This window comes from Vulcanococcus sp., assembly GCF_044369115.1.
Lineage (GTDB): Bacteria > Cyanobacteriota > Cyanobacteriia > PCC-6307 > Cyanobiaceae > Vulcanococcus.
The window spans coordinates 1-22,319 of sequence record NZ_JBIPMN010000275.1; the positions used below are offsets into that span (position 1 = coordinate 1).

A 22,319-nucleotide genomic window follows, 5' to 3' on the forward strand; every position below is an offset into this window, starting at 1 on the left:
CCTACAAACCGCAGAACCCACGTAGCCGCAGCCGATAACACCAAAGCGCTGGGACACAACGGGGGCATGTCTTTACAAAATTTTACAGATTGAGCGGTCGTGACGTGGATCCTGTCAGCGCCTTCGGGGACCCGAACCCCAACAGGCTCGCGCTGCGGCCCTGGGCCCACGAAGGTTTCGGGTGTTTAGGGCTTAAGATGGATCCAGTATCGCGCGCGAAGTGGCTCAAAATCGCCGCCAGCCTGGTGCGGTCTGATTCCGCGGGGAGCTGGTTTTACGCCCGGGCAAAAGCGATTGCCGAGGGGCGACCGGATCCCCTGGCCGAGCTGAATGAATTCCCGACGTAAGCTGCGCGCTAGAGATCGGCACGGATCTCTCCGTTCTCGTTGAGGTATTCCGCGATCAGCGGGGAGGGCTCTTCGCGCTTGAGGGCTTCGAGCTCCCGTTCGATGCTGGCCTGCATTTCTTTGTTCCCACTGGCCATCGCGATGCCCAGCACCTTCTCAAGCCGGACTTGCTCACTCTCTTTCCAGGCTTGATCCACTGGGGGAAGACTTCGGTGATCCATTGTTGCGCCCGCCAGAGCCGCCTCACAGACCGAGGAATAAGTCAGCCTTATCGCCTCTGTTAGCGTCATTGATCTCGCTTGATCGCCTGCCGGATTTTCTTTAGATTCTTACCAAGAGAAATGCGTCGAGCCCCTTTTGGGGCTCTTTTTTTGCCCGTTTGCGGGGCTTCTTGGCCTCACAGCGCAACCGCCGAATGACCACGCGGAAGGCCCCTGGCCTCTGTGATGACCGCTGGCGCCGACTTGCGATTGAACACTTGCAGCTCCCTCAAGAGCCCAGGGCCACGCATTGCGCAGAACTGCCCCCAGCGGTTGAGCGTGAGGGGTAGTCGCCCGAACCGGGTCCTTGACGACCAAGAGCCAACCAAAAGAAAGGTGGTGAGCATTTCGCTGCGCTCGGGGCAGTGAAATGCCGCTGCAGCCCGAGCCGGAAGACAGCTATGGCTGCCGCCCCTTGCACCACGCGCAAGCCTGGAAAGCCTTGATTTCATGGGTGATGACACGGGCCTAGACGCGCAAGTCTCATTTTCTCACGATGCTTTCGGAGGCTGGCGGCCAATGAGATGCTCAAAGGCGACCTCCCTGGCCCCCTCGACGATGGATGAGCAATTGGCTCAGATTGCGACTCAACTCAATGAGGCTGCAGCGTTTGTCACCCCAGCGGTCATTCGCGCTGCCCGCAAGAGTGCGGCCGGTGCTGAGTCCTTGGCCGCCATTGAGTGCGCCATCAACACGATTGGCAAGGCACTGGTTTTGACGGATCTGAGCATCGATCCGGAGAAAGATGCCGAGGTCCTGCGGGAATTCAGGAAGGGCTAGTCATCACCGATTCCCGTATGAGTTGACGATCTGAGCCGTATCGCCGGGTGATGGACGCTGAGTCCCAACTCCAGGTGGTTGATTGCTCTTCAGGGGTATGGGAAATCGTGAGCCCCAAGCCAAGTGGGAGGCCCTCGCCCATGACTGCAAAGGTCGAGGTGGCGTCGCCCCTGGATTGCTCAAGGCAGAGGGATCCTTCCCTCCCAGGCAAGAGAGGGGGACACGCATACCCGGCTCTCCATTCCACGATCACAACCAACGACTCCAGCCCGTCACGGCGTTGACGGACCACCGATCTACGGCGCTCGTGGGGTCCACAAAGGCAGAACTCAGTGGTCCAAAACTCTTGCGTGAGGAACTGGGGGCCGAGAGACCAATGCCCAGCGGCCTGAATCTGCATTGAATCGGGTATGTCGCGAAAGGCGGAGCGCGCGACTTTCCCCGACGACAGATAAGTCAGTTGAGCTTCGATCAAGCCGCTCTTTTCGACCACGCTGAGGCGACATGGAAAGCGCTCAAGCTCAATTCGATTGGAGCCAATGCGAACAAAAATGCTCTTCCACTCCCCAGAGTTAGCCTTGATTAGATGAGCTTTCTGCCGTTCACGCAGGTCGATCTGCTGTCGACTATCTAGCATTTATTGCTCCTCCATTGAATTATTCATGAGCTCTTCGATACGGGAAGTGTAGCGAGTCTGGTTGGTTGAAGTGGTTGTGAAAAAATACTGGACTGTGCCCTCCCGAGGAACCTTGAGCGTCCCGTCGCTGCGTCGAGTGCTGCTGGTCCTCCTGGTGCTGGCAGGGTTTGTTGGCCTGACCCTGCTGGCTCAAGCCCATGTCATGCCTCCGATCCGTCAAGCCGTTGGCGCCATGGGTGTTTGGGCACCCCTCGGGATCATGCTGCTGCGCGGAGTCAGCATTGTTCTGCCGGCCTTGCCGAGCACCGCTTACTCCCTGTTGGCGGGAGCTCTTCTTGGCTTTAAGGCCGGCTTTTTGACGATCGCCGTCACCGATGTCGTCGCTTGTTCCTTTGCTTTTGGATTGGCTCGCCACTGGGGAAGAGGACCTGTGCGCCGACTGGTTGGGGAGAAGGCCATGTCTGTGGTGGAGCGTTTCAGCAGCTCCAGGCTTGAGTCAAATTTTTTGTTGATGACTGGTCTCTTGATGACCGGGTTTTTCGATTTCGTGAGTTACGGCCTCGGGCTTGCTGGAACCTCGCCGCAGCGTTTCTTCCCTGCCTTAGTCCTGAGTGTCGTCGTGAGTGACCTGCCGATTGTTGCCCTTGGCGCTGGTGTCTTCGACAGCGGGAAAGCCACCTTGGTCGCAGCGGTTGTGGGCGTGTTTCTTCTAGCGTTTATCCAGCGCACTGTTCGCCGTCGTTTTGCCACACTGAAACAGACCAAGGACTAACCGTTTTTATCCATGGCCTCGATGGACCCGATCAAGCACTCACTTGAATCCTCTTTCGAAAGTGAGAAGCTCGTTCGTCTGATCAATGACTGCACGGACCTCGAAGAGCTCCGGGAAATGGCTCTACTGCTTGTGCAACAGCTGGCCCAGCAAAAAGCGGCACGGGCTTGGATGGCCACCCGTGCCTCTGAATCAGAAAATTCCAAATTGGAGATGCTCGCCGAGCTGATTCGCCGCTCTCAAGGCGAGGCTTCTCAGCCTGAAGAGCCCTGAGGATCGGGATCCTGGAGCACCAAGCCAGATCACCGTCTCAACCACAGGTCACAAGCTTTAAGGTCTACGTCGCCCTCGAGCTGACATGACCTGCTTCGTTCTCTCCCACAACCTGCAGGTTCACTCGGAAGCCGTACCAAGCTTGCCCCCCGCAGTGCTGGCGGAAACGCTGAAAGCAAGCAGCCCGCACATCAGCGCAGCTGAAGCCCTCGAGCACCCCCACTGGCTCGTGAGGATTGATTCAGAGCTCGAAGCCACTGCCCTAGCTGTGGAACTGCCTCGCGCCTGGCGTGCCATGCGACAGACGTTGGGGCATGGCGCAGACCATGAGCTTCTGGCTTTGGGCGGACGCAAGGACAATCCGGGGATACCGGGATCACCGCTCCAAGAGGGAAGCTGGGGGGTCGACGTCGTGGAGACGCCGAACGGAGACGCGTTCCTCAAGACCATCAATTGGGACGGACTCAAAGCAGGCCGTCCCGCTGATGGAGTGTTTGAAGCGAGGGGCTAACCCTGCTTTTTACGGTTCCGGCGACGGGGCTTGGCTTCGGTCTGAGTAACCGCTTCGCAGGGTTGCTCGGGCTCGTGGGAGGCGCCGCTCGCCAGTTGGAGCTGGGAATGGTGTTGCACCCCAACGACAGCGGATCCGTTCTGCCGCATGGCGCGCATCGCTTGGGAAAGCGCGGCGACGGGAACGCGGAACTGACGGGGAGTGGCCAGTGACAAGCCGGTGCCAATGGCCGTTGTCACAGTCAGAGCATTGGTGAGCGACGGACCCATGGGTTCCTTCTGTTGACTGACCTAAGGGTGCCGGGGTCCCGTCGGCGAAGCCAGCCCGTAGACAGTTCTTAACGAGGGCGCGGCCAGGGCCCCTGAGGCAGCAAAGTCGACGCTGTGTTCAACGTCTGCGCGCGTCGCAGGTTGCATCGGTGAGTCGCTTCAACAACATCCACTTGGGCTTGTCGCACGAAGAGGCTCTGCGCATCCTCACGCTTCCTGAGGCAGAGCTTGACGCCGCTAGCGACTACTACATGGCGGCTTCTCACCTGATCAATTTCCCAGGGGAGACCTCCGAGGCAGCCCTGATCGCCCTGCTCAAGAAACCCAGCGACGAGCAATCCACCAGACTCGCGCAACGCAAAGCGGTGGAAGTCCTGGGTCATCTCAAGGCTGAGCAAGCCATACCCGTCATCGGCGATTGCTTGAACAGCGACGACATCTACCTAGTGGAGAACAGCGCCTGGGCACTGCAACAGCTCAACTGCCGAGATCAGGCACTGCATCAGCGCCTGATCGCCCTACTCCAGGATGAAACGCAGAACAGGCGGGTCGTGATCCAAAGCCTGGCCGGCCTAGGGGTCAAAGAGGCCGCCGCCAGCATCAGACCCTTGATCGAAGACCCGCAACCAGGTGTCCGCGGCGCCGCCCGAGCGGCAATGGCTCAATTGATTGACGAGCGAGACCATCTCGAGGCCATCGAGGATCACCTGGTGTTGCCAAACCAGATGGATCGCCAGGCAGCTATCCAGGATCTCATCGACGCCCATTCGCTCGAGCTATTGCCGAGTGTGCTGAAAGCACCGGTCTCTCCAGCCTTTCGCTCAAGAGCCCTCAAAGCCCTTTGGCCGGAAGGGGCAAAAGAGTGCATGGGTCTATCGCTAACCACAGCAATCGATGCACTGTTGCAGGACGAGCCTGAAGATCTAGTCCTGGTGCATCGGTATGACCAAGCTCCAGAACAAGCCTTCCTGCTACAGGAATTTTTTGGCACGGACTTCAGTCGTTGTTATCTCGCGCTTCAAACCCTGAAGGGCCAATCTGCAACGACCCTCTGGCCATTAATCCAGCAGCGTTGGGAGGAAGAAGCGCATAACGACTACGGAGCCCACTATTTCTTTATCCACCTGTTTCGAGAACTCGTGGATTGGCCCGAGGCTGCCCTGAGCGTGATTGAGAACTGGTTGCTGGATGCCGCAGACACGCTGCGTCCGCAGTTCATGAAATCAAAACCGGCCGCAATTTTGACTCTGGCAACAGTTCTGCCCAAGCGATGCCATGAAGAGCTCGGACGTTGGAGTGATCCCGAGCAGACGCCGTTTTGGGAAAGCCGGTATGCGGCGATAATGGCGATGGAACAGCTTGGACTACAACCAATCCACAGGAGCGATCCGAACCCGTTTGTCACGGCAAGGATCGAGTCGTTTAACGACTGATCTCGCTATAGCGGGTCTGGCTTGAGCCGCGGGAAGCCCAATACTGGACAAGCTTCTCGCCCCCTGGCCGGGGCACACTGGCCGTGGCCCGGAGGATTTTGAAGGCGCGATTCGGTCCCATCGGCCAGTTCCCAACGGCCTCCACCGTGCGGATCAAACCGCCGATGGCCTCCAAACAGCGCTCAAAACGCTCCAGTTGAGCCTGATCAACCGTTTCAAAAATGAAATCCGTTCCTAAGCAAATCAAATGTTGGGAGCGAATCCATACGCGCAACTGGTTCTCGGATGGAGAAACCGGCATCAGACAACCCCCTGACGACTAGTCGCTCAGGCCAACGAGCCAGTCATCTTGAAGATGGTCCGCAAGAAAAGCCAAGCGCTCAAATTTGAGCAATCCATGCTCTGAACCCCAAACCAACTGATCGGTGTCGGGGTCGAACCCCCGATCCCGACTCGACCAGGAGGTCTGATCGACGAAGACCTCGCTGACGAGATAAGTGGGCTTGCCATCGCGGGGGACCAAGCAGCCCTTACCTGGCTCAACCGAGCCCTCGTAACCCCGCTGAGCGTCACCCTTGAAATGCATCGAACAACCGCAGCGCGGTTGCAGGCGATCACTCTTGATTTCGTTAAGGAGTGAGCGGTGTTGCGGCGCACCAGCAACACGCTCGGGATTGCTCAGACCAAAGTTCTCAACAACGTGGGCTCCAGCTTGGCCTTCGCGCAAGCGATGAACGCCTTGGCGGTACGGGCGCCAAGGATCGTGGTCATAACTTTGCTCTGAGTAGAAGCCTGGGCCCTGAAACACCTCCCAGGGAAGCGGTAAAAAGAAAATATTGATGTGAGCAAACTTGCTCGGGTCAGCCTGGGCCTGATCGCGATTGCTGTAGTGACCGCAGAGTGTGCGGGCGAAAAGAAGCGACTCGTGCATCAGAGCGTCAGCCTCCTGACTTCAGAAGCAAAGGATGTTTGCAGGACACCCGAGCCCTCTGACGTACGGAGAACAGAGGAGCGACAGCGCACATGTTCAGAAACGAACCAGATGCGCTCCTCCGCGATGGACTGGCCGTACTTTGTGCTCAACACAAACGTGCCGTCCGAGAGAAAGCGGTAAGAAGAGATCGCCTGCTCAGCCTCGGCATAGCCAACACTGCGCAGCAGGCTGCCACTACTTGGATCAGCAGGGACCGGCACCAAGACACAGGATCCACTGGAGACCTCAGAGGGGTCATCAGGTTCCCAGTCGCTCTCTGCACTCCATTCCATTCGGAACGGAGACTGAATCAACCCAGGATCCTGGGAGGTGGACTCAAGAAGCTCAACAACCTGCGGATCAGCGGGGGAAAGGCGCTCGATCTTGATCTGGCTGAGAACCTCTTCAAACTGCTGAAAGGCCAGGGAATGGCCACTGCGCATTGAGCGCCAAGTCCCTTCGCTGCGCTCAACGAACGTCGCCAAATCCATTAAGTCGAAGCTCAGATGCGCTCGTCAAAGCTGGAGGCAGAACCGTTGCGTGCGTTCTGTACCATATGAACCAACGACTCGACCATCATCGAAATGGCAGATTCAGCCTGGGAGGCAGAATCTGAAACTTTGTCCTGAAAATTGGATCGACGATCACGCTGACGTGAGGAATTCGCGTTCATCAGAGTTGACGTGTAGAGCGCCTGTAGGCCACAGAAAAACCCGGAAGGCAACCTTCCGGGGTCAATCATCGTTCAGAGCCAAGCTGGACTGGGGCCCAAGGCGTCAATGATTAAGTGTTCGCAACAGTAAGGATACGGCCACCGCGACGGTGAATGCCTTGCATGACCTCGCTCAAGGAACTGTAGGGAGCTGTGCTGGTCTGCACAGAACGTCGGCGTACACCGACCGGTGTGGCGGTGGTCCACCTGATCGTGAAGCGCTTGCTGTCCCGGCCACCAGGGCCAGGCAGCTTGGGCCCAGTGGCTGGCGCAGAGGCTGTGCCAATGCTGAGGGTCAAACGGGATTGGCTGGAGCCATCGAAACCGGCAAAGCCGGAATCCATCACGACTGAACGGGTGTAGCTCAGATTGCTCAGACCGACCTGAGTGGATGCCCCACGCATCGAAGGCACATGATCGAGACCAAAAGCCCGGATGTATTCGTCGCTGAAGGTATAGCTGTTGATCTCAGCTTCATAACCTTCATTAGCGAGACGCTGAACGTGTTCGCTGACTTCGGCCTGGCTCTGGGGTGCACGGCCCAGCAGGTGCTTGAAGTTGAGTTCAACGAAACGGTAGGGACCGTTTTTCTCGAGAAATAAGCGCCGGTAGGTGTCGGATTGGGCAAAGGCGGTGACCAGACCCTGAACTGTGAGGTCACCGTTCACGTACAAGCTTTCCGCAGAAGCGCAGCGCTCCTCGTCCATCAGGTGAGCGTTGCCGAACACCTGACGGTAGGCAGCTCGAATTACGGCGGTGGAATCAGTCATTTGAAGAGGTAGGTGGAGTTTTCAATCGCTTTTGACGTGATCAAGAATGGATCACATCACCTCGGTGATCGAGACAATCCGTCCGCCACGGCGATGGATGTACCCCAGCTGAGAGGTCATATCCTTGCCCGACACCAGATAGCTGGCGTTAGGGGTGCGCTGGCGACCACCTGCCGGCTGAGCCTGAACGACGATCCGGTAGCGCTTGCCGGTGGCTTCGGTGGTACCCGAGGCGGCTGCAACGCGGTTGATGCGCTGTGTCGTGGAGTTCCAATTGCTTGGGACACTGTTCGTGGCCACCGATGCGACCAGGCTGGAGGCGGACTGAACCGTATCGCTGGCGGCGTAGCCCTGGGACAGGGAAAGATGACGGTTGAAGGCCACCTGGGAGCGACCAGCTTCCGTTGCAATGCGTTGGTAAGGAATCGTGTCCTCACCAAAGGTCTGCTGGTATTCAGGGGAGTCGAGGTAGCTGTTGATCTCGGCCTCGTAGCCATCGTTGGCGAGCCGCTGAATGTGCTCGCTGACCTCGGCCTGGGAGGTGGGGGCACGACCAAGGAGATGCTTGAAGTTCAGCTCGACAAAGCGGTAAGGAGCGTTGCTTTCAAAGAAGCGACGGCTGTACTCCGCAGAGAGGGCAATGGCTCGAACGAATTCCCGGGTGCTGGAGACGCCCTCGGCGAACTTGCTTTCTGCCGTGAGGTTGCGCTCACTCTCCATCAGGTGGGGGTTACCCATCACCTGGCGGTAGGAGGCGCGAATCAGCGCCTGGATCTGACCGGCAGAATCACCGGACGTGCGTGCAAAGACCTCCTGTTCCCGCTGACCCAGGCCGAAGCCGACATACAGATCCCCGCGGATAGGTGCGCTATCGCCTCCATCGGAGAGGGCACGCTTCACCGCAGTAAAGGCGGTGCGTGCTGAGCCGGTGCCCGAGAAGCCACCAGCAGCGCCAGCACTCCGGTAGACCTGGGCCGGGACCTTGATGGCGAGCCGGTTGCCCTGGGCGAGGTTCCCGAGCAGCTGGCTGCTGGCGCCAATGGCTGTATCGCTACCGGCGAAGTTTTGCTCGAGGACAGCGATGCGGTTAAAGCTGACCTGGGGCATCCCTGCAGCCGAAGCCCAGCTGCGGGCGTAGGGAACCGTGTCCTCACCGAAGGCCGCGAAGTACTCGTCGGAATCAAGAAGTTGATCGATCGCGGCGTCGAAACCGCCGGTGGCCATCTGGGCCACTTGAGCGGTGATCTCCGCCTCGGTGGAGGGACCGCGGCCCAGCAGATGCTTGAAGCTCAGCTCCACAGATCGATGGGGGCCAACCGCCTCGAAATAGCGGGAGCGATAAAACTCGGATTTGGCCAGCTGACGAACGAACTCACGCACCGTGATCTCGCCTTGGCGCAGACGGGACTCCGCGCTGATGCAGCGCTCGCTCTCCATCGGCTGCACGTTGCCAAACACTTGGCGATAGGCCGCACGAATGACAAAGGCGAGGGCCGTCTCGTCGTCCGGAGCGAACTCGTCACGGGCGGGCGAGAGGTCTTGATTCCGGAAGGAGCCGTTGGTCAGCGCCGCGTCGCCGGCGGGAATGCGCGTGCGGCTGTAGGAGACCGGACCCTCGATCAGCTGGGTGGCACCAAAGCCGAGGGATTTCGAACGATTGGCAGGCATGGGAAAATTAGATGGGGGAGATCCTTGGTCAGATGGCAGGTTTCGCTCCCTGAGATGACTGAGCAGTTGGCGCTGCTCAGTCATCCAGCTTTTGGTGGCCCTCGTTCTGAAGCGAGGGCCTGACGATCAGCTCACAGGGGTGATGCTGGCGATCTTTCCGCCCTCGCGGTGAATGCGCTTGAACTGCTCGGAGAGCTTGTCGAAGGGCACGTAATACACGCGGTTGCTGCGGGTGTAACGGGACACGCGACGCACATTGTTCGCGCTGTAGGCCGTGACCTCGACGCGGAAGGTTTTGCCTTGGTCGGACGCACCCACACCAACACGGGTTACCGCGTCGGCCAGGTTCTTCGAAGGACGGAAGCTGAAACCTTGGGAGTTCGCCGAGGATGGAGGGACAACCGACATGGGACGGTTCTGGTAGGCGGCGCCGCCCAACTTGCTGGAGATGCCAGCCAGATCACCTTTCAGGCTGCTGCTGCTGTTACCGCGCAGAAGCTGGAAGCTCCATGTGAATTCCTGCATGGTCCCGCAGCTCTCGGTCTTCCATCCTCGCTGGTAGGGGGCGGTCCACTCACCGAAGGTGTTCTGGTAGTCGTCTGAATCGAGGAAGCTATCGATGTCAGCGTCGTAGCCCTTGGCATCGAGGCGCTCGGCGTGATTCCGCATCTCCTGGAAATCAACAGGAGCGCGGCCCAGCAGGTGACGAAATGCCAACTCGATGTAGCGATAGCGGGGGCAAGCGTCGAAGAAACGGGCTTTATAGAGCTCGCTCTTAGCAATTCTGCGCACGAATTCGCGCACGCTGATTTCGCCAAGCTTGAACTGGGATTCGGCGACGAGCTGGCGCTCGCTCTCCATCACGTAGGCATTGCCTAGGACCTGCTTGTAAACAGCCGTGATGATCTGTTCTTTCTTGGCGTCGTCATCACCAGGGATGAGCTCGAGGGGGGCTTCACTCTCTTGAACAAAGCGCTCAACCCCAAGGAGAGAGGCAGGACCGAAGGGCATGGACTGCGGACGTAATCAGCTGAATCATCCTCAGGGAAAAGGAAACGAGGAGCCTCCCGCCTTCATAAAGATCAACCAATTGTTTCTCAACGTTGCGTGACTCAACGAAGCCCTAGGCCTCGAGGCTGGTCCGCGTCGTCTCACGGGTCAAGGGGTTCCAGGTGTCCAACTCCTTGTAAGGCCTCGACAGCAGTGCAGAGCGCTCGGCGTCGAGTCCCAAGCAACCCGAAAAATCAGCTCCAGAGAGTGACTCAGCGCCCTCGAGGCGGGCGGAGCTCAGATCGGCAGCCCTGAAATCGGCAAAGTCCAACTGACAGCACGAGAAGCTGGCGCCCACACAGGAAGCACCCCGCAAAACAGCATGACGCAGGTCAGCGCCGACCAAGCGAACGCCATCCAGCAGCGAACCACTGAGGTCTGCTCCGCTGAGATAAGCCCCCATCAAGTTGCAGCTACGCAGGTCCAAGCCGCGCAGGTCCGCACTATTCAGAAAAGCGCCGTTCAGCTTGGCCCCAGGACCAACGGCTCCCGATGAGCGGTGGTCAAACCCTTCAGGGAAGCGCGTGAACACGTCAAAACGCGCCAAACGCAGGTCAGCACCATCGAGGTCACAGGCGCTGAGATCAGCGCCACGCAAATCGACCCGGCAGAGGGCCGCCCCTCGAAGATCAATTCCAGCGAGATCCCGCCCACTCCAATCGGCACCTCGAGCATCCAGGGGCGCCCCAAAACCAACCGTTGGCAGCAGGTCTTCAGGGGGCTGCCACTGCAGAAGGTCGAGCACTGGATTCAGTGACGTCAAGGAGAAACGCTAAGGGTCCGAAGAGATCAGGTGTGGCGGAGGGCCCCCAGAGCGACAGTCAGCAACACACGGGTGATCTCGACACCGCCAACGATGGCGACGGCAAGCCAGACCTTCAGCGCCCAAGCCGGAGGCTGACCATTGGCCCAAGCGTCAGAAACCTGACCGGTCGACGCCCAAGCCTGAGCAGGCACAGGGGCCCGCTGAGCCATCACATCGCGCCAATCCGAGCCGTAGCGGGGGAATTGCTGATAGATCGGCAGCTCGCCAATCGCACGACCAGGCAAGAGCCTGGAGCGCTGGGAGGGTACCCGATCAAGGCCGAAGTTCGACAGGTATTCGTCGCTATCCAGCAGCTGATCAACGAAAGCGGGGAAGCCCTGCTCCGCAATCACAATCGACCAGCGCAGTCGCTCTGCGTTGGAATAGACCTGACGGCCAAGGACACGCCCAATGACCTGGTCGACCATGCGGTAGTTGGAGTTGCACTGGTAGTAGTCGCGCAGAAAGCGACCAGACAGAAGCAGGCCACGAATAAAGTCTTTTATAGTAATCGAGCCGTTGAGATATTGCGACTCTAAATAGGGCTCTCGATCAACTTTCAGGGCATGAAAGAAAATCTGCTTATATGACTTTTCAACAAGAGCCTTACGCGCGTCCTGATCATAGGTGGCACCACTACCTTGCAGGGAGGCCGTTAGGGGAACCCGGGAGTTCTGGGTGGAATAGGGGGCTTCCAGGAGGGGAAGAGCCATTAACCATCAATGCGCTGCGACCATAGTGCAATAGGCCGCTGCAGGTGCCTGAAAAAACTTCTTAGCTCTTTACAGAGGCCCCAAAAAGCAGTTCACGTAAATTATTAAAAGAGTCTTGAAGCAAAGCTCCAACTGGGGAGTGGCTGTACAGCGCTTCGAAGGATGCGATCGAGATAGCACTCAATTGGTTCAATGCAAAAGCGAGTCCTTCTGTCGGGACGCCCATGAGGCCATAGAGCTCGTTTAAGGCGTCGATGGACTGCTGATCACTAAAGCGAGGACGGGCTGCGGCAACGGCATAAATCACAACCCGAAAGAAGTTCTCGCAATCACGCCAACAAGCCTCGGCTCGCGCTGGGGTCGCCAAGGCCCCACCGGCAACGAACAACTCCGGATGCCGCGAGGCCAACGCAGCACGGGCCTCGCGAACACACGGTTCAACCAAACGCCTGAGCACCAACAACTGCTCAAAAGGGAGTCTGGAATAAGCAGAGAATTGAGTCAGTTCAGCATCATTGAGCAGACGCTTACTGCTATTCGCCTCAACGAGAGCTTGATGAAGGTCAGCGGGGAAGTCGATGAATAGATCGGGATTAAAGACCTTGGCCCGACAGATCAAAGATTGCAGATGGGAGTTGCCGTCAGCCATCCGTGCCTTTCGAAATAGAGGGCCCAAGCAATCGTGCTAATCAAACCTGGACAATGCTCAAGAGCCAAGGAAGCAAGGTTCCCTGAAACTCCAAGGCTCAAAAGAATCTGAGTGAACTCCTCTTTGGTTTGAACAGACTCAGGACGAATGGCCGATCCGACAACCCAAGTCAACTTTGTCGCCTCAAGGTTGCCGGCAGAACTCTCGCAGGCCAAGAAAAGATTGACAGCGTTATCATTATTAGCGGCCTCATCTTGCCACATTTGTATATAATCTTCACGCAAGTCAATCCTCAGCACTTCGCCGTCCCGATCAAACCGCAGTTCACGTTCGCCGCCAGACAGGAGACGGAGCCGATCGATCTCGGAATCTAACAGGCGCTTCATGGCTCAACCGAGGGTCGCCTTCACAAGGCTAATTCCAACTAGTCGGCACCTCTTGGCTCCAGTCGCAAAGCTTTTCAAAACGGAATGGACCAGCAATAGAGCCCCAAAGGTGCTCATGGGTAACTGGGTCATAGCCGCGGTCAATGGTTTGCATCGTTTGAGGGGTCAACTCAAACTCGCTAAGCAGATAGGAGTCACGGCCTTTGCGAAATACCTTGCAATTACAACCAGGTTCAACTTTTCCAATGAATCCCTCACTGGTCTGATCCACCCAATAGGTGCAGCCAGACAGCAGCCTTAAATCAGCCTCAGCAAGCTCTGCGAGCCTTACTGGCTCTTCAACAGCGCCGTAAAAACGCTCAGGCGACTCGATAGAAAAGTTCAGAATAGAAAGCGTCCTATCTTCGAGATAAGCGGGCCGCAGAACTCTGACCCGATAAGGTTCATTTGGAGCAATCGCATAGGCCTGCTCAAGCAGAAGACTATGGGCCCGAAGATGAGGAACCGGACGGATCCGAACGAGAATATTTCCGTACAGCGGTGGGTTCTCAAATGCCTGAGCCTGATTACTAAAGCTGCCCGACAGCATTCGCGTTAGCGCACCAGCAAGTTTTGTCACTTGACTGAGATCAGTGAAATCACGATAGCACTCTGTTGATTCAGTCAAGCCCCAAGGCGAAACAATGCAAGGCCGACGCGTTCTACTTTGGACCTCCCGAGAAAGGCCAGATCCACTGCAGCGCAATGGACATGAGCAGCTATGCCAGTTAAAATATACCGGATCGGCCTCGTTTGCGCCCAAAAGCCGCTCATAGCTTTTGGCATTACCCGACGTGAGCATCGTGATCAGCTCTCGCTCGAGGACTTCTTCCTGGCACTTGGAGGAAAACTATCCGGTGACAATCGCTGGATCAAGCTGGCTGCGCTGATCCCGTGGGACGAACTGGAAGATGAGTATGCAGCTCGTTTCTGTAAGGGCTTTGGCGCCCCGGCAAAGCCATTTCGCATGGCACTGGGCGCCCTGATCATCAAGACCTGAATGGGTCTGACTGATGAAGAAATGGTTGACCAGATCAAGGAGAATCAGTATCAGCAGTTTTTCATCGGCCTGGAAGCATTTCAGTAATCCGCGCCGTTTGGCTGTTCGGCGACAATCAGACAGGCGAGTCTCAGATCGCGACAATAGGGCTCCAAGTGCGATCCGGAGCCGCCGCCGCCCCCTCTCTCTCTGTCGTTGCGGATCAAGGAGCAGTACATGGCCAAGCGGGCCCCTGGCCTGAGCCAGCAGATCGCTGCTGATGCGGTAAACATCTCGGCGCGAAGTGCTCAGCGCATTGACCGCGGTGAACTGCAGAGCCAAGGCCAACAGCATCAGGGCCGGCGCCAATCGCGTACGCGTGCTGATGCCCTGGCCAAGGTGTGGGAGAGCGTATTGCTGACCCTGCTGGAGAAGGCACCAGAGCTCGAACCCCAGACCTTGCTGCTGCATCTCGAGCGAAGCCACCCCGGCCAGGAGTGGTACCGGCGCAAGCGCACCCTGCAGCGCCGCGTTGAGCAGTGGAAGGCTCTGCACGGGCCGAGCCGCGAGGTGATGTTCCTGCAGGAGCACGGCCCCGGCGTGCTCGGGAACTCCGATTTCACCCTGCTCAAGGGCGATCCCATCACGATCGGAGGAGAGGCGCTCGAGCACCGGCTGTTTTGCTTCCGCCTGCCGTATTCCGGTTGGTGCCATGTGGAGGTGATCCACGGCGGCGAAAGCTTTGTTGCCCTCTCAGAAGCAATCCAGAACGCCCTGTTGCTTTGCGGTGGTGTGCCGGCCAAACACCGCACCGGATCGGCTGCCAGCACAGTTGTCATCAGAGCCAGATTCAATGGGTGCCGGATGACATCCTCAGGACGTTTTCAGAAGCGTTACAAAGCGCAGGCCTGGCAGCTTGGGCCAGCATCGGTACCATCCGGCCAGATCCTTTTCGGCCCAAGGCATGTCAGCGAGCGCATCCCCCAGTGCTGGAGCGTTGCAACTGCGGCTCAGCGAACAGATGCAGGCCCTCAGCCTGGTGAGTGAAACCCTCACCCTGCGCCTGCTGGAACTGGAGGAACGACTGAGCGCATTGGAGGGTCAACTGGAGGGGTTGCAGCACCTGCAAAGCAACACCCTCAGCCACGATTCGGCCGACTTGCTCACCGCCACCGAAGAGCGGATTGCGCGGCTGGAGGATCTGCTCACTGAGCAAAGCGCACCACAGCGCGCCAGCGTGCATCCGCTGCAAAGGCCCCAACCGGAAGCCAGCGCTCAAGACACTGGCTTCAACGAACCTGAACTGGAGCTGAACCCCTTCCCCGAGGAGGAGGAGGAACAGCCCTTCATGGATGAGTTGAGCGCCTGAGGCTCAACCGGCAGGGCCGGTGCCAAGCATGGCGCTGGCCGAGGTGAGCAGCACCCGCAGCACCTCCAGGTCACTGATGGCGGCGAGGGCCACCGTATGGTTTGCGCCGATTTGGGAGGTTGGCCGCCGACCCAAGCCGCCGAAATCTGACCGCCGCTGAACTGCGCACCGCCACCGCCGAATGGGTTGGCCGGGGCGCGGCGAGCGCTGGCATCGCGCCAGTAGGCGTTGTAACGAGGCGCGTGCTGGTTGAAGGGCAGCTGCGGCTTGGCATGGCCGGCCAACACGCGGGAGCGCTGATAGGGCAAGGTTTCCAAGCCGAAGGCCTCGAGATACTCCTGGGAATTCAGCAGGGCATCCACAAAGCCTTCCAGCCCCTGATTGGCAATCACGATCGACCAGTCGATGCGCTCTTAATCTCCGTGCACCTCGCGGCCGAGCACGCGCCCCACGAGCTGCTCCTTCACGCGGTAGTTGCTATTGCAGCGGTAGAAGCCATCGCGGAATTCGCAAGAGATCAGCAAACCGCGCACGAAATCACGGGCCGTGGGATCGCCATTGCGGAACTGCATCTCGAGCATCAGCTCGCGATCCACCTTGCACGCGTGGAAAAGATCTGGCGATAAGCACGCTCGATCTGCTCATCCACATCCACTTGGATGCGCGGTGCTTCATCCGTGCCGATGCAGAAGTTGTTCACCCGTGCGTTCTGGGTGATCGGCTTGGTGGCCAGCAGCGAGAGGGCCATAGCGGGAGAGAAAACCAGCGGCGGAGCTATTGATGGCACGCCGCCAAACTTCACAGCCCCTTACACAGCTTTAACTCTCGGCTCCTCAGGCAGCCAGCCAATCGGCCGGTAGTTCGTGGCTGTAATCGTCGGTGCGCTCGAATTCAAACGGCCCCGCTAGCGATCCCCACAGCTGCTCATGGGTGGCGGGATCGTGGCCCCGATCGATGGTGCGCATGCCGCGGCCGCTCAGCTCAAAGCTGCTCACCAGATAAGACAGCGCTCCTTTGCGCTCCACCATGCACTTACAGCCCGGCTCCACCTCACCGATGAAGCCATCGCTGGTTTCACGCACCACATAGGCACATCCCTCCAGGGGCTTGAGATCGGCGGCCGTGATCATGGCTCGCTGATCAGCGTCATCCACCGCACCCCAGAAGCGCTGCTCATCGGCGATGGCCTGATTGGTGATCAGCAACTCCGAGCCCCGTTGCTCAGCCCGCAGCACCCGCAGCCGATAGGGGGCAGCTGAGTTGATTGCATACGACTGATCCAGCAGCAGCGAACCCGGCTCCAGCTGGGGCAGCGGCCGGAACTTCACCAGGATGTGGGCGTACAGCGGCGGATTGTCGAAAGCCTGCTGCTGATTGCTGAAGCCAGCGCTCAACTGGCGCAGCAGACGAGCGAGGGGGCTGGACATCGCTGAATGCGGGAGATGGGCCGGAACCTATGGGGTGGGTCAGAGCCCCAGCAGACGGATGCGGAAATCAGCCACTTGATCCGCCATGGCGGGGTTGCTGAGCATGAACGGGTGATCCGCGCAGGCCTCGAGCGCCTGTTGCTTCTTGTCGGCGCTGCTCAAGCTGGCGGCATCAGCGCGGCCGAGCAGCTGCCGCCAAGCGGCATCGAACACCATGGCGAAGCTGTCGGCGTTATCGAACAGCTGGCCAGCCTTCTCAGGAATCCGAATCGGCATGGTGGCTTTTGCCGGAGGTTGAAAGCGCTGTTCTGCGCTTTTGCAATGCCAGGACCCAGATTTGAACTGGGGACACGGCGATTTTCAATCGCCTGCTCTACCAACTGAGCTATCCCGGCCCGTCGCCGTGGCGACCTGCGGATACTAGATCACGGCGGGAACGCGATGCCGCCCGGGAGCTGGGGTTCGGGCCAGCGCCAACAGCCCCTGCACCGCATGACCAGCCGTGGCGAGGGCTTCAGCGGCGGCGCAGGCGGTGGCACCGGTGGTGAGGATGTCGTCCACCAGCCACAGGGGCCGGGGCGCTGCATCTCGGCAGGCGAGAGCAGCGAAAGCCTTGTGGAGATTGGAGCGGCGCAGGCTGCGGCCCAGATGGTGCTGCCCCAGCGTGGGACGGGTGCGCCAGAGCAGTGCTGGAGCCAGCTCGGCCGCCCCTCCGGAAGCGGCCACCAAAGCCTGCGCCACCAGCAGGGGCAATGGATTGCCGGCTCGCTTCCAGCTGGGCACCGGCACCACCAGGGCCCCGGACAGCGTCGAAGCGCAGCAGGTGTGCAGCCGTATGCCGAGAGCAGTGATCAACGCAGGATCAACCTTTGGGCGTTGCCGCAGCAACAGCGCCCGCAGCGAACCGGCATAGGGGGCTAGGGCACACCAGAGCAGTGGCTGATCCCCCTGCAGTCCGCCCTCCGGCAGGGCGAGTTGCCCCTGACAGCGCTCACAGAAATCAGCAACGCCCGGCTCGATCGGACCACTGCAGGCGCGGCAACGCGCTGCACTGATTAGATCTAGCGTCTGGCGCCAGAGGGAGAACCACATGGCCGAGAGGCTGCTTCCAACAGCATTCCCCGCGGCCCCTGGCTAAAGCCTTCAGGTCTGGGGCATCGCCCGGAGCATCGCCACCAGGGTGCGATGGGCGTCTTCGCTGTCGCTGAGGGTGTGATCGAAGGCCACAGCGAGGCGCTCACCATCCACCTCCAGTTCCATCGCTTCAGGCCGCACCGCCACCATGCGGGCCTGCTGAGGAGCCTCCACACCGCCGTAATGACGCGCGTAGGCCAGCACCGCCTCCGCGTGATCGTCGTTCATGTGCTTGCAGATGCGCTCGCTGACGGCGCTGGTGAGGGGATCGGCAGCCATGGGTGGGGTGGCAGGGGAAGAGGGCCCGATTCTGGGGGCTCAGGCCACACCGAAGCGCTGCCAGAGCAGCAAGGCCAACCGCACACCGGAAAAGCCCACATAGCCGGCGAGCACCACGAACAGCGCCATGGCCAACCAATCACGCAGGCGGGAGTTCATCGTGCGGCCACAGCGGAGATGGCCAGTCTGGCCATACCCAGAGCGGCGCTGCACTGAGGGCGGTTGAGCACAGGTCGCTCCAACAGGCGCTGGCGAATCGCGCGCCATTGCGGATTGCGGGCACCACCGCCAAGGCTGATCACCCGCTGCACCGGGGGCGCCCCCAGCTGCTGCAGGCGCTGCCAGCCCGCCAGCTCAATCGCTGCCAGCCCTTCCAGCAGCGCTTGGAGATACAGGGCATCACTCACCGGCCGAGGCTCGAGCACCGGCTCCAGCGCCGGATCATCCACCGGGAACCGCTCGCCGGGCCTGGGCAGGGGCCGCAGCTGCAGGCCACTGCTGCTGCGTGGATCGATCTGGCGGCTGAGCTCCATCAATTGGGCATCCGTGAAGAAGCGGCGCAGCACGCCAGCGCCGGCATTGGAAGCGCCGCCCACGAGCCACCGGCCCGCCACCCGCTGACAACTCACGCCCGGGCCCTGCAGAGGCTGATCGCTGAATTGCTTGAGCACCAGGGTGGTGCCGAGCACGGTCACGCCATCGCCCGGCTGCAGATCGGCCGCCAAGGCTGCGGCACTGGCATCGGTGGTGCCGGCCACCACCCTGCAATCGAGGGGTAGATCCAGTTCGGCAGCGGCGGCAGGGCTGAGCGGGCCGAGCACTTCGCCCGAGGCACAGATCTGCGGCAACGCGGTGCTCCAGCTCTGCTCAGCCAGGCGGCCCATCCAGGCGCCCTGGTGCTGATCCCAGCCCAGGCGCAGATTATTGCTCTCCTCACCCCAGCGCCAGTCGCCCAGCAGCCAACCCATCAGCCAGTCGGCCTGATGGCGCAGCCACCAGGGGCCCGCTTCGGGGCACTGGCGAGCCTGCTCCAGCAACCTCAGCGCCCGGGCCAGACTGCCGGTGGCACTGGCGGCGGGCGTCTGTGCCCCGGCTTCACCCACCAGAGCCGCCACCGCTTCAGCCCACTCAGGGCAGGCCAGGTGATACGGCAGCGCCCGGGCTAGAGGGCCCGATCCCAGTCCGCCATCCGGGCGGCACAGCAGCAGGGTGCCGGAGGTGCCATCGATGGCGATGGCGGCCACCGCCGCCCTGAGATCGCCGGGCAACTCACTGCACAAGGCACGCAAACCATCGCGCCAGCCGCAGGGATCTTCAAACGCCGCGGGGTAGTTGGCGCTGTGCTCAGCCTGCAGCTGGCCGGCGGCATTCACCACCGCCAGCCGCAGGCCGCTGGTGCCTAGGTCAACGCCCAGGCCGAGCCGTTCAGGCAGCAACGCGGCTGGCGGTGGCCTGCTTCAGGGTTGCGGCGATCGCCTCCACGTTCTCCCAGGGGAGGTTGAGGTCGCTGCGGCCGAAGTGGCCGTAGGCGGCCACGTCTTGGTAGAAGCGGCCACCGCGCTGCTGGGGCAGCTGGCGCAGGCCGAAGGTTTCGATGATCGCGCCGGGGCGCAGATCGAAGTGCTCCTGCACCAGGGCGGTGAGATCGGCGTTGCTGATGGCGCCGGTGCCGAAGCTCTCCACCAGGATGCTCACCGGCTTGGCCACGCCGATGGCGTAGCTCAGCTGTACCTCAGCTTTACGGGCCAAACCAGCCGCCACAAGGGCTTTGGCCACATAACGGGCGGCGTAGGCGGCGGAGCGGTCCACCTTGGTGGGATCTTTGCCGGAGAATGCACCGCCGCCGTGGCGGGCGTAGCCGCCGTAGGTGTCCACGATGATCTTGCGGCCGGTGAGGCCGGCATCGCCCTGGGGGCCGCCCACCACGAACTTGCCGGTGGGGTTCACCAGGAAGCGGGTGCTGTCTTTGGCGGGCTTGAGGTTGAGATCAGCAGTAGCGGGCTCCACCACGTGTTGCCAGAGATCGGCGGAGATGCGCTCGCGCAGGGCCTTCTCCTCGGAGATGCCGTCGATTTCAGCGGTGTGCTGGGTGGAGATCAGGATCGTGTCGATCGCCACGGGCTGGTCGTTTTCGTAGACCACGCTCACCTGGGTTTTGCCATCAGGCAGCAGGTAGCAGAGGCTGCCGTTGTGGCGCACTTCCGCCAGGCGCCGCGCCAGGCGGTGGGCCAGGCTGATCGGCAACGGCATCAGCTCGGGCGTTTCATCGCAGGCGTAGCCGAACATGATGCCCTGATCCCCCGCGCCCACCAGATCGAGGGGATCACCGGCGTGGTCGTCGGCCTCATTCACCCCCTGGGCGATATCGGGCGACTGCTGATCCAGGGCCACCAGCACCGCGCAGCTGTTGGCATCGAAGCCACCGGCGCGGGCGCCGCTGTAGCCGATCTTGTCGATCACACCGCGCACCAGGGTGTTGAAATCAACCCGGGCGGTGGTGGTGACTTCGCCGGTGATCAGGCACAGGCCCGTGTTCACCACGGTTTCGCAAGCCACCCGGGAAGCAGGATCCTGGGCGAGCAGTGCGTCGAGCACCGCATCACTCACCTGATCACAGATCTTGTCGGGGTGACCTTCGGTCACCGATTCCGAGGTGAACACGTAGCGCGATGGCGCCCCGGCGGTGCTGCTCATTCGCTCAGCGGGTAGGCAAATAGCTCACCACCCTACGGGCCCGAGAGGCTGAGCTCACTCCAGCTGTGGATCAGCGGATGGGGCTCCGCTAACGGCGGTGGACTGCTCCAAGCTGCGGTGTAGCCAAGGGCCAGCTGATGGGGGATCCCCGCCGCCACCGCCATGCGCAGATCGCTGTTGGCATCACCAATCAGAGCGCAGCGCGATGGGCGCACGCCCAACTGCTCGCACAGGCCATGCACCGCAGCCGGATCCGGTTTGCGGGGGCGATGCTCGGCGCTCCACAAACCAGAAAAGAAGGCCCCGAGCTGATGACTGGCCAGGAAATGCTCGATGCCGGCCATGTCGTCGTTGCTGATCACGGCGCACACCACCCCGGCGGCCTGGAGTTGCTGCAGCCAATGGCGCAGCCCCTCGGTGGTGGTGCTGGTGGCAGCGGCCTGATCCGCGGCTCGGCGCGCATCGAGCTGATCGGCCTCCAGAAAAACCTGCTCACTGAGGGCCAGGGCTTCGGGCCAGCCCATGCCCACCTGCACCAGGGCGGTGGCGGTGGCAATCAGGTTGTGATCACGGCTGGCCACGGCGGTGATGCCCGCCGGACAGATCGCCTCTGAACGCAGGCCGTAGGCCCGCTCCAACAGCGGCTGCAACTCGAGCCGAGCCGCTGGCTCGAGGGCCGGCACTGCCTGCTCAAGGCAAAGAAAAACCCTGGCCTTGGCCAGGGTGAGGAGCTGGGGCTCGCTGATGCTGAGGGTGCCGTCCTTGTCGAACAGCACCGCATCCACATCGCCAAGCACCGTGCCGCGTAATTGCAGGCACACCATGAGGGATCAGTCGAGGGTGACGCCCATGGGCTCGTTGTCTTCGGCCTGCTCGAGCAGCATCTGCTTGTAGCGAGCGGCCATCTCCTCGGCCTTTTCGAACACCTTCTGGGGGTCGGTGAGCATGTCGCCCGGCTCGGGCTCGAGGGCCTTGGTGGAGAGGGAGATGCGACCGCGCTCGGCGTCGAGGTCGATGATCATCACCTTCATCTGGTCGTTCACGTTGAGCACCGTGTGCGGTGTCTCGATGTGCTCGTGGCTGATCTCGGAGATGTGCAGCAGGCCGCTCACACCACCGATATCGATGAAGGCGCCGTAGGGCTTGATGCCGCGGACGGTACCGATCACCACTTCGCCCACTTCCAGGCGGTTCATCTTGCGCTCCACCAGGGCGCGGCGATGGCTGAGCACCAGGCGGTTGCGCTCTTCATCCACCTCAAGGAACTTGAGGGGCAGGAAGTCGGCCACCAGCTCTTCTTTGGGCTTGCGGGTGCTGATGTGGCTGCCGGGGATGAAGCCGCGCAGGCCTTCCACGCGCACCAGTGCACCACCACGGTTGGTGGCGAACA

At 60.6% G+C, this 22,319-nt stretch carries 28 protein-coding genes, 1 tRNA gene and 2 pseudogenes; 8 read left to right on the top strand and 23 right to left on the bottom strand.

Annotated elements, in window-relative coordinates:
* Positions 1 to 355 precede the first annotated feature (355 nt).
* On the bottom strand, positions 356 to 544 hold the full coding sequence (locus tag ACIQ2E_RS14690) for a hypothetical protein (RefSeq protein WP_398332194.1): 189 nt from the start codon (positions 542 to 544) through the stop codon (positions 356 to 358).
* A 621-nt stretch (positions 545 to 1,165) separates the two neighbouring features.
* On the opposite strand from ACIQ2E_RS14690, the gene ACIQ2E_RS14695 reads away from it, so the two are divergent.
* The 5 genes from ACIQ2E_RS14695 (at position 1,166) to ACIQ2E_RS14715 (ending at position 5,282) form a co-directional block, all read left to right on the top strand.
* Complete coding sequence (locus tag ACIQ2E_RS14695; RefSeq protein ID WP_296444989.1) at positions 1,166 to 1,387, top strand: hypothetical protein; 222 nt, start codon at positions 1,166 to 1,168, stop codon at positions 1,385 to 1,387.
* A 749-nt stretch (positions 1,388 to 2,136) separates the two neighbouring features.
* A complete protein-coding gene (locus ACIQ2E_RS14700) occupies positions 2,137 to 2,796 on the top strand; it encodes a TVP38/TMEM64 family protein (RefSeq protein ID WP_296444987.1) in 660 nt (219 codons plus the stop codon).
* 12 nt (positions 2,797 to 2,808) lie between these two features.
* Complete coding sequence (locus tag ACIQ2E_RS14705) at positions 2,809 to 3,069, top strand: hypothetical protein (protein WP_296444985.1); 261 nt, start codon at positions 2,809 to 2,811, stop codon at positions 3,067 to 3,069.
* 85 nt (positions 3,070 to 3,154) lie between these two features.
* Entirely contained in the window at positions 3,155 to 3,580 is a 426-nt protein-coding gene (locus ACIQ2E_RS14710; RefSeq protein WP_296444983.1) for a DUF2656 family protein, read from the top strand.
* Positions 3,581 to 3,998: 418 nt separating this feature from the next.
* A complete protein-coding gene (locus ACIQ2E_RS14715) occupies positions 3,999 to 5,282 on the top strand; it encodes a HEAT repeat domain-containing protein (protein WP_296444979.1) in 1,284 nt (427 codons plus the stop codon).
* On the opposite strand, the gene ACIQ2E_RS14720 is transcribed toward ACIQ2E_RS14715, so the two are convergent.
* The 11 genes from ACIQ2E_RS14720 to ACIQ2E_RS14770 all read right to left on the bottom strand — a co-directional run bounded on the left by ACIQ2E_RS14720 (position 5,272) and on the right by ACIQ2E_RS14770 (position 13,627).
* Positions 5,272 to 5,583: a CpeR family transcriptional regulator gene (locus ACIQ2E_RS14720; RefSeq protein ID WP_296444977.1), complete on the bottom strand. Its 312-nt coding sequence runs from the start codon at positions 5,581 to 5,583 to the stop codon at positions 5,272 to 5,274. The two genes, ACIQ2E_RS14715 and ACIQ2E_RS14720, sit on opposite strands and share 11 nt — an antisense overlap.
* 18 nt (positions 5,584 to 5,601) lie before the next feature.
* Positions 5,602 to 6,213 (bottom strand): chromophore lyase CpcT/CpeT, encoded by a 612-nt coding sequence (locus tag ACIQ2E_RS14725; RefSeq protein WP_296444976.1) that lies wholly within the window; start codon positions 6,211 to 6,213, stop codon positions 5,602 to 5,604.
* Positions 6,213 to 6,746: a phycobiliprotein lyase gene (locus tag ACIQ2E_RS14730; protein WP_296444974.1), complete on the bottom strand. Its 534-nt coding sequence runs from the start codon at positions 6,744 to 6,746 to the stop codon at positions 6,213 to 6,215. The genes ACIQ2E_RS14725 and ACIQ2E_RS14730 overlap by 1 nt, the downstream gene beginning before the upstream one ends.
* Positions 6,747 to 7,038: 292 nt before the next feature.
* Positions 7,039 to 7,737: a phycobilisome rod-core linker polypeptide gene (locus ACIQ2E_RS14735; RefSeq protein ID WP_398332200.1), complete on the bottom strand. Its 699-nt coding sequence runs from the start codon at positions 7,735 to 7,737 to the stop codon at positions 7,039 to 7,041.
* Positions 7,738 to 7,788: 51 nt separating this feature from the next.
* Positions 7,789 to 9,405, bottom strand: coding sequence for a phycobilisome rod-core linker polypeptide (locus ACIQ2E_RS14740; protein ID WP_296444970.1), 1,617 nt, complete (start codon positions 9,403 to 9,405; stop codon positions 7,789 to 7,791).
* A 126-nt stretch (positions 9,406 to 9,531) separates the two neighbouring features.
* Complete coding sequence (locus ACIQ2E_RS14745) at positions 9,532 to 10,416, bottom strand: phycobilisome linker polypeptide (protein WP_296444967.1); 885 nt, start codon at positions 10,414 to 10,416, stop codon at positions 9,532 to 9,534.
* A 112-nt stretch (positions 10,417 to 10,528) separates the two neighbouring features.
* Positions 10,529 to 11,200, bottom strand: a complete 672-nt coding sequence (locus tag ACIQ2E_RS14750) for a pentapeptide repeat-containing protein (protein ID WP_398332203.1) — start codon at positions 11,198 to 11,200, stop codon at positions 10,529 to 10,531.
* Between the two features lie 44 nt (positions 11,201 to 11,244).
* Positions 11,245 to 11,973, bottom strand: coding sequence for a phycobilisome rod-core linker polypeptide (locus ACIQ2E_RS14755; protein WP_398332205.1), 729 nt, complete (start codon positions 11,971 to 11,973; stop codon positions 11,245 to 11,247).
* Between the two features lie 61 nt (positions 11,974 to 12,034).
* Positions 12,035 to 12,622: a hypothetical protein gene (locus ACIQ2E_RS14760; RefSeq protein WP_296444963.1), complete on the bottom strand. Its 588-nt coding sequence runs from the start codon at positions 12,620 to 12,622 to the stop codon at positions 12,035 to 12,037.
* Positions 12,589 to 13,008, bottom strand: a complete 420-nt coding sequence (locus ACIQ2E_RS14765; protein ID WP_296444962.1) for a hypothetical protein — start codon at positions 13,006 to 13,008, stop codon at positions 12,589 to 12,591. Before ACIQ2E_RS14765 ends, ACIQ2E_RS14760 begins: the two co-directional genes overlap by 34 nt.
* A 28-nt stretch (positions 13,009 to 13,036) precedes the next feature.
* The gene (locus ACIQ2E_RS14770; RefSeq protein ID WP_398332208.1) at positions 13,037 to 13,627 is read right to left on the bottom strand and encodes a chromophore lyase CpcT/CpeT; all 591 of its coding nucleotides are present in this window, start codon (positions 13,625 to 13,627) and stop codon (positions 13,037 to 13,039) included.
* A 204-nt stretch (positions 13,628 to 13,831) separates the two neighbouring features.
* Here ACIQ2E_RS14770 and ACIQ2E_RS14775 point away from each other — a divergent pair.
* The 3 genes and pseudogenes from ACIQ2E_RS14775 to ACIQ2E_RS14785 all read left to right on the top strand — a co-directional run.
* Positions 13,832 to 14,128, top strand: a pseudogene (locus tag ACIQ2E_RS14775) (transposase); the annotation flags it as partial.
* Positions 14,129 to 14,263: 135 nt separating this feature from the next.
* Positions 14,264 to 15,073, top strand: a complete 810-nt coding sequence (locus tag ACIQ2E_RS14780; RefSeq protein WP_398332210.1) for a hypothetical protein — start codon at positions 14,264 to 14,266, stop codon at positions 15,071 to 15,073.
* A complete protein-coding gene (locus ACIQ2E_RS14785; RefSeq protein WP_398332212.1) occupies positions 15,048 to 15,395 on the top strand; it encodes a hypothetical protein in 348 nt (115 codons plus the stop codon). Before ACIQ2E_RS14780 ends, ACIQ2E_RS14785 begins: the two co-directional genes overlap by 26 nt.
* A gap of 353 nt (positions 15,396 to 15,748) precedes the next feature.
* On the opposite strand, the pseudogene ACIQ2E_RS14790 reads toward ACIQ2E_RS14785, so the two are convergent.
* The 11 genes and pseudogenes from ACIQ2E_RS14790 to ACIQ2E_RS14840 form a co-directional block, all read right to left on the bottom strand.
* Positions 15,749 to 15,976: pseudogene (locus ACIQ2E_RS14790) on the bottom strand (phycobilisome rod-core linker polypeptide); the annotation flags it as partial.
* Positions 15,976 to 16,143, bottom strand: a complete 168-nt coding sequence (locus ACIQ2E_RS14795; protein WP_296444958.1) for a hypothetical protein — start codon at positions 16,141 to 16,143, stop codon at positions 15,976 to 15,978. The gene ACIQ2E_RS14795 and the pseudogene ACIQ2E_RS14790, both read right to left, overlap by 1 nt.
* An 85-nt stretch (positions 16,144 to 16,228) precedes the next feature.
* Positions 16,229 to 16,822 (bottom strand): chromophore lyase CpcT/CpeT, encoded by a 594-nt coding sequence (locus ACIQ2E_RS14800; RefSeq protein WP_398332215.1) that lies wholly within the window; start codon positions 16,820 to 16,822, stop codon positions 16,229 to 16,231.
* A gap of 39 nt (positions 16,823 to 16,861) precedes the next feature.
* Positions 16,862 to 17,098, bottom strand: a complete 237-nt coding sequence (locus ACIQ2E_RS14805; RefSeq protein ID WP_398332216.1) for a hypothetical protein — start codon at positions 17,096 to 17,098, stop codon at positions 16,862 to 16,864.
* Positions 17,099 to 17,144: 46 nt separating this feature from the next.
* Positions 17,145 to 17,217: transfer RNA gene (locus tag ACIQ2E_RS14810), tRNA-Phe, on the bottom strand.
* Positions 17,218 to 17,242: 25 nt separating this feature from the next.
* Positions 17,243 to 17,914 carry a ComF family protein gene (locus ACIQ2E_RS14815; RefSeq protein ID WP_398332218.1) on the bottom strand — a complete coding sequence of 224 codons (672 nt, stop codon included), beginning with the start codon at positions 17,912 to 17,914 and terminating at the stop codon, positions 17,243 to 17,245.
* Positions 17,915 to 17,965: 51 nt separating this feature from the next.
* Positions 17,966 to 18,235, bottom strand: a complete 270-nt coding sequence (locus ACIQ2E_RS14820; protein ID WP_398332220.1) for a DUF2470 domain-containing protein — start codon at positions 18,233 to 18,235, stop codon at positions 17,966 to 17,968.
* 155 nt (positions 18,236 to 18,390) lie between these two features.
* On the bottom strand, positions 18,391 to 19,671 hold the full coding sequence (locus ACIQ2E_RS14825) for an FGGY-family carbohydrate kinase (protein ID WP_398332222.1): 1,281 nt from the start codon (positions 19,669 to 19,671) through the stop codon (positions 18,391 to 18,393).
* The gene (gene metK, locus ACIQ2E_RS14830; RefSeq protein ID WP_398332225.1) at positions 19,661 to 20,929 is read right to left on the bottom strand and encodes a methionine adenosyltransferase; all 1,269 of its coding nucleotides are present in this window, start codon (positions 20,927 to 20,929) and stop codon (positions 19,661 to 19,663) included. The genes ACIQ2E_RS14825 and metK overlap by 11 nt, the downstream gene beginning before the upstream one ends.
* 32 nt (positions 20,930 to 20,961) lie before the next feature.
* Positions 20,962 to 21,753 carry an HAD family hydrolase gene (locus ACIQ2E_RS14835; RefSeq protein ID WP_398332227.1) on the bottom strand — a complete coding sequence of 264 codons (792 nt, stop codon included), beginning with the start codon at positions 21,751 to 21,753 and terminating at the stop codon, positions 20,962 to 20,964.
* 6 nt (positions 21,754 to 21,759) lie between these two features.
* Positions 21,760 to 22,319: S1 RNA-binding domain-containing protein (locus tag ACIQ2E_RS14840; protein WP_398332229.1), on the bottom strand; the 560-nt coding region annotated here is incomplete at its 5' end.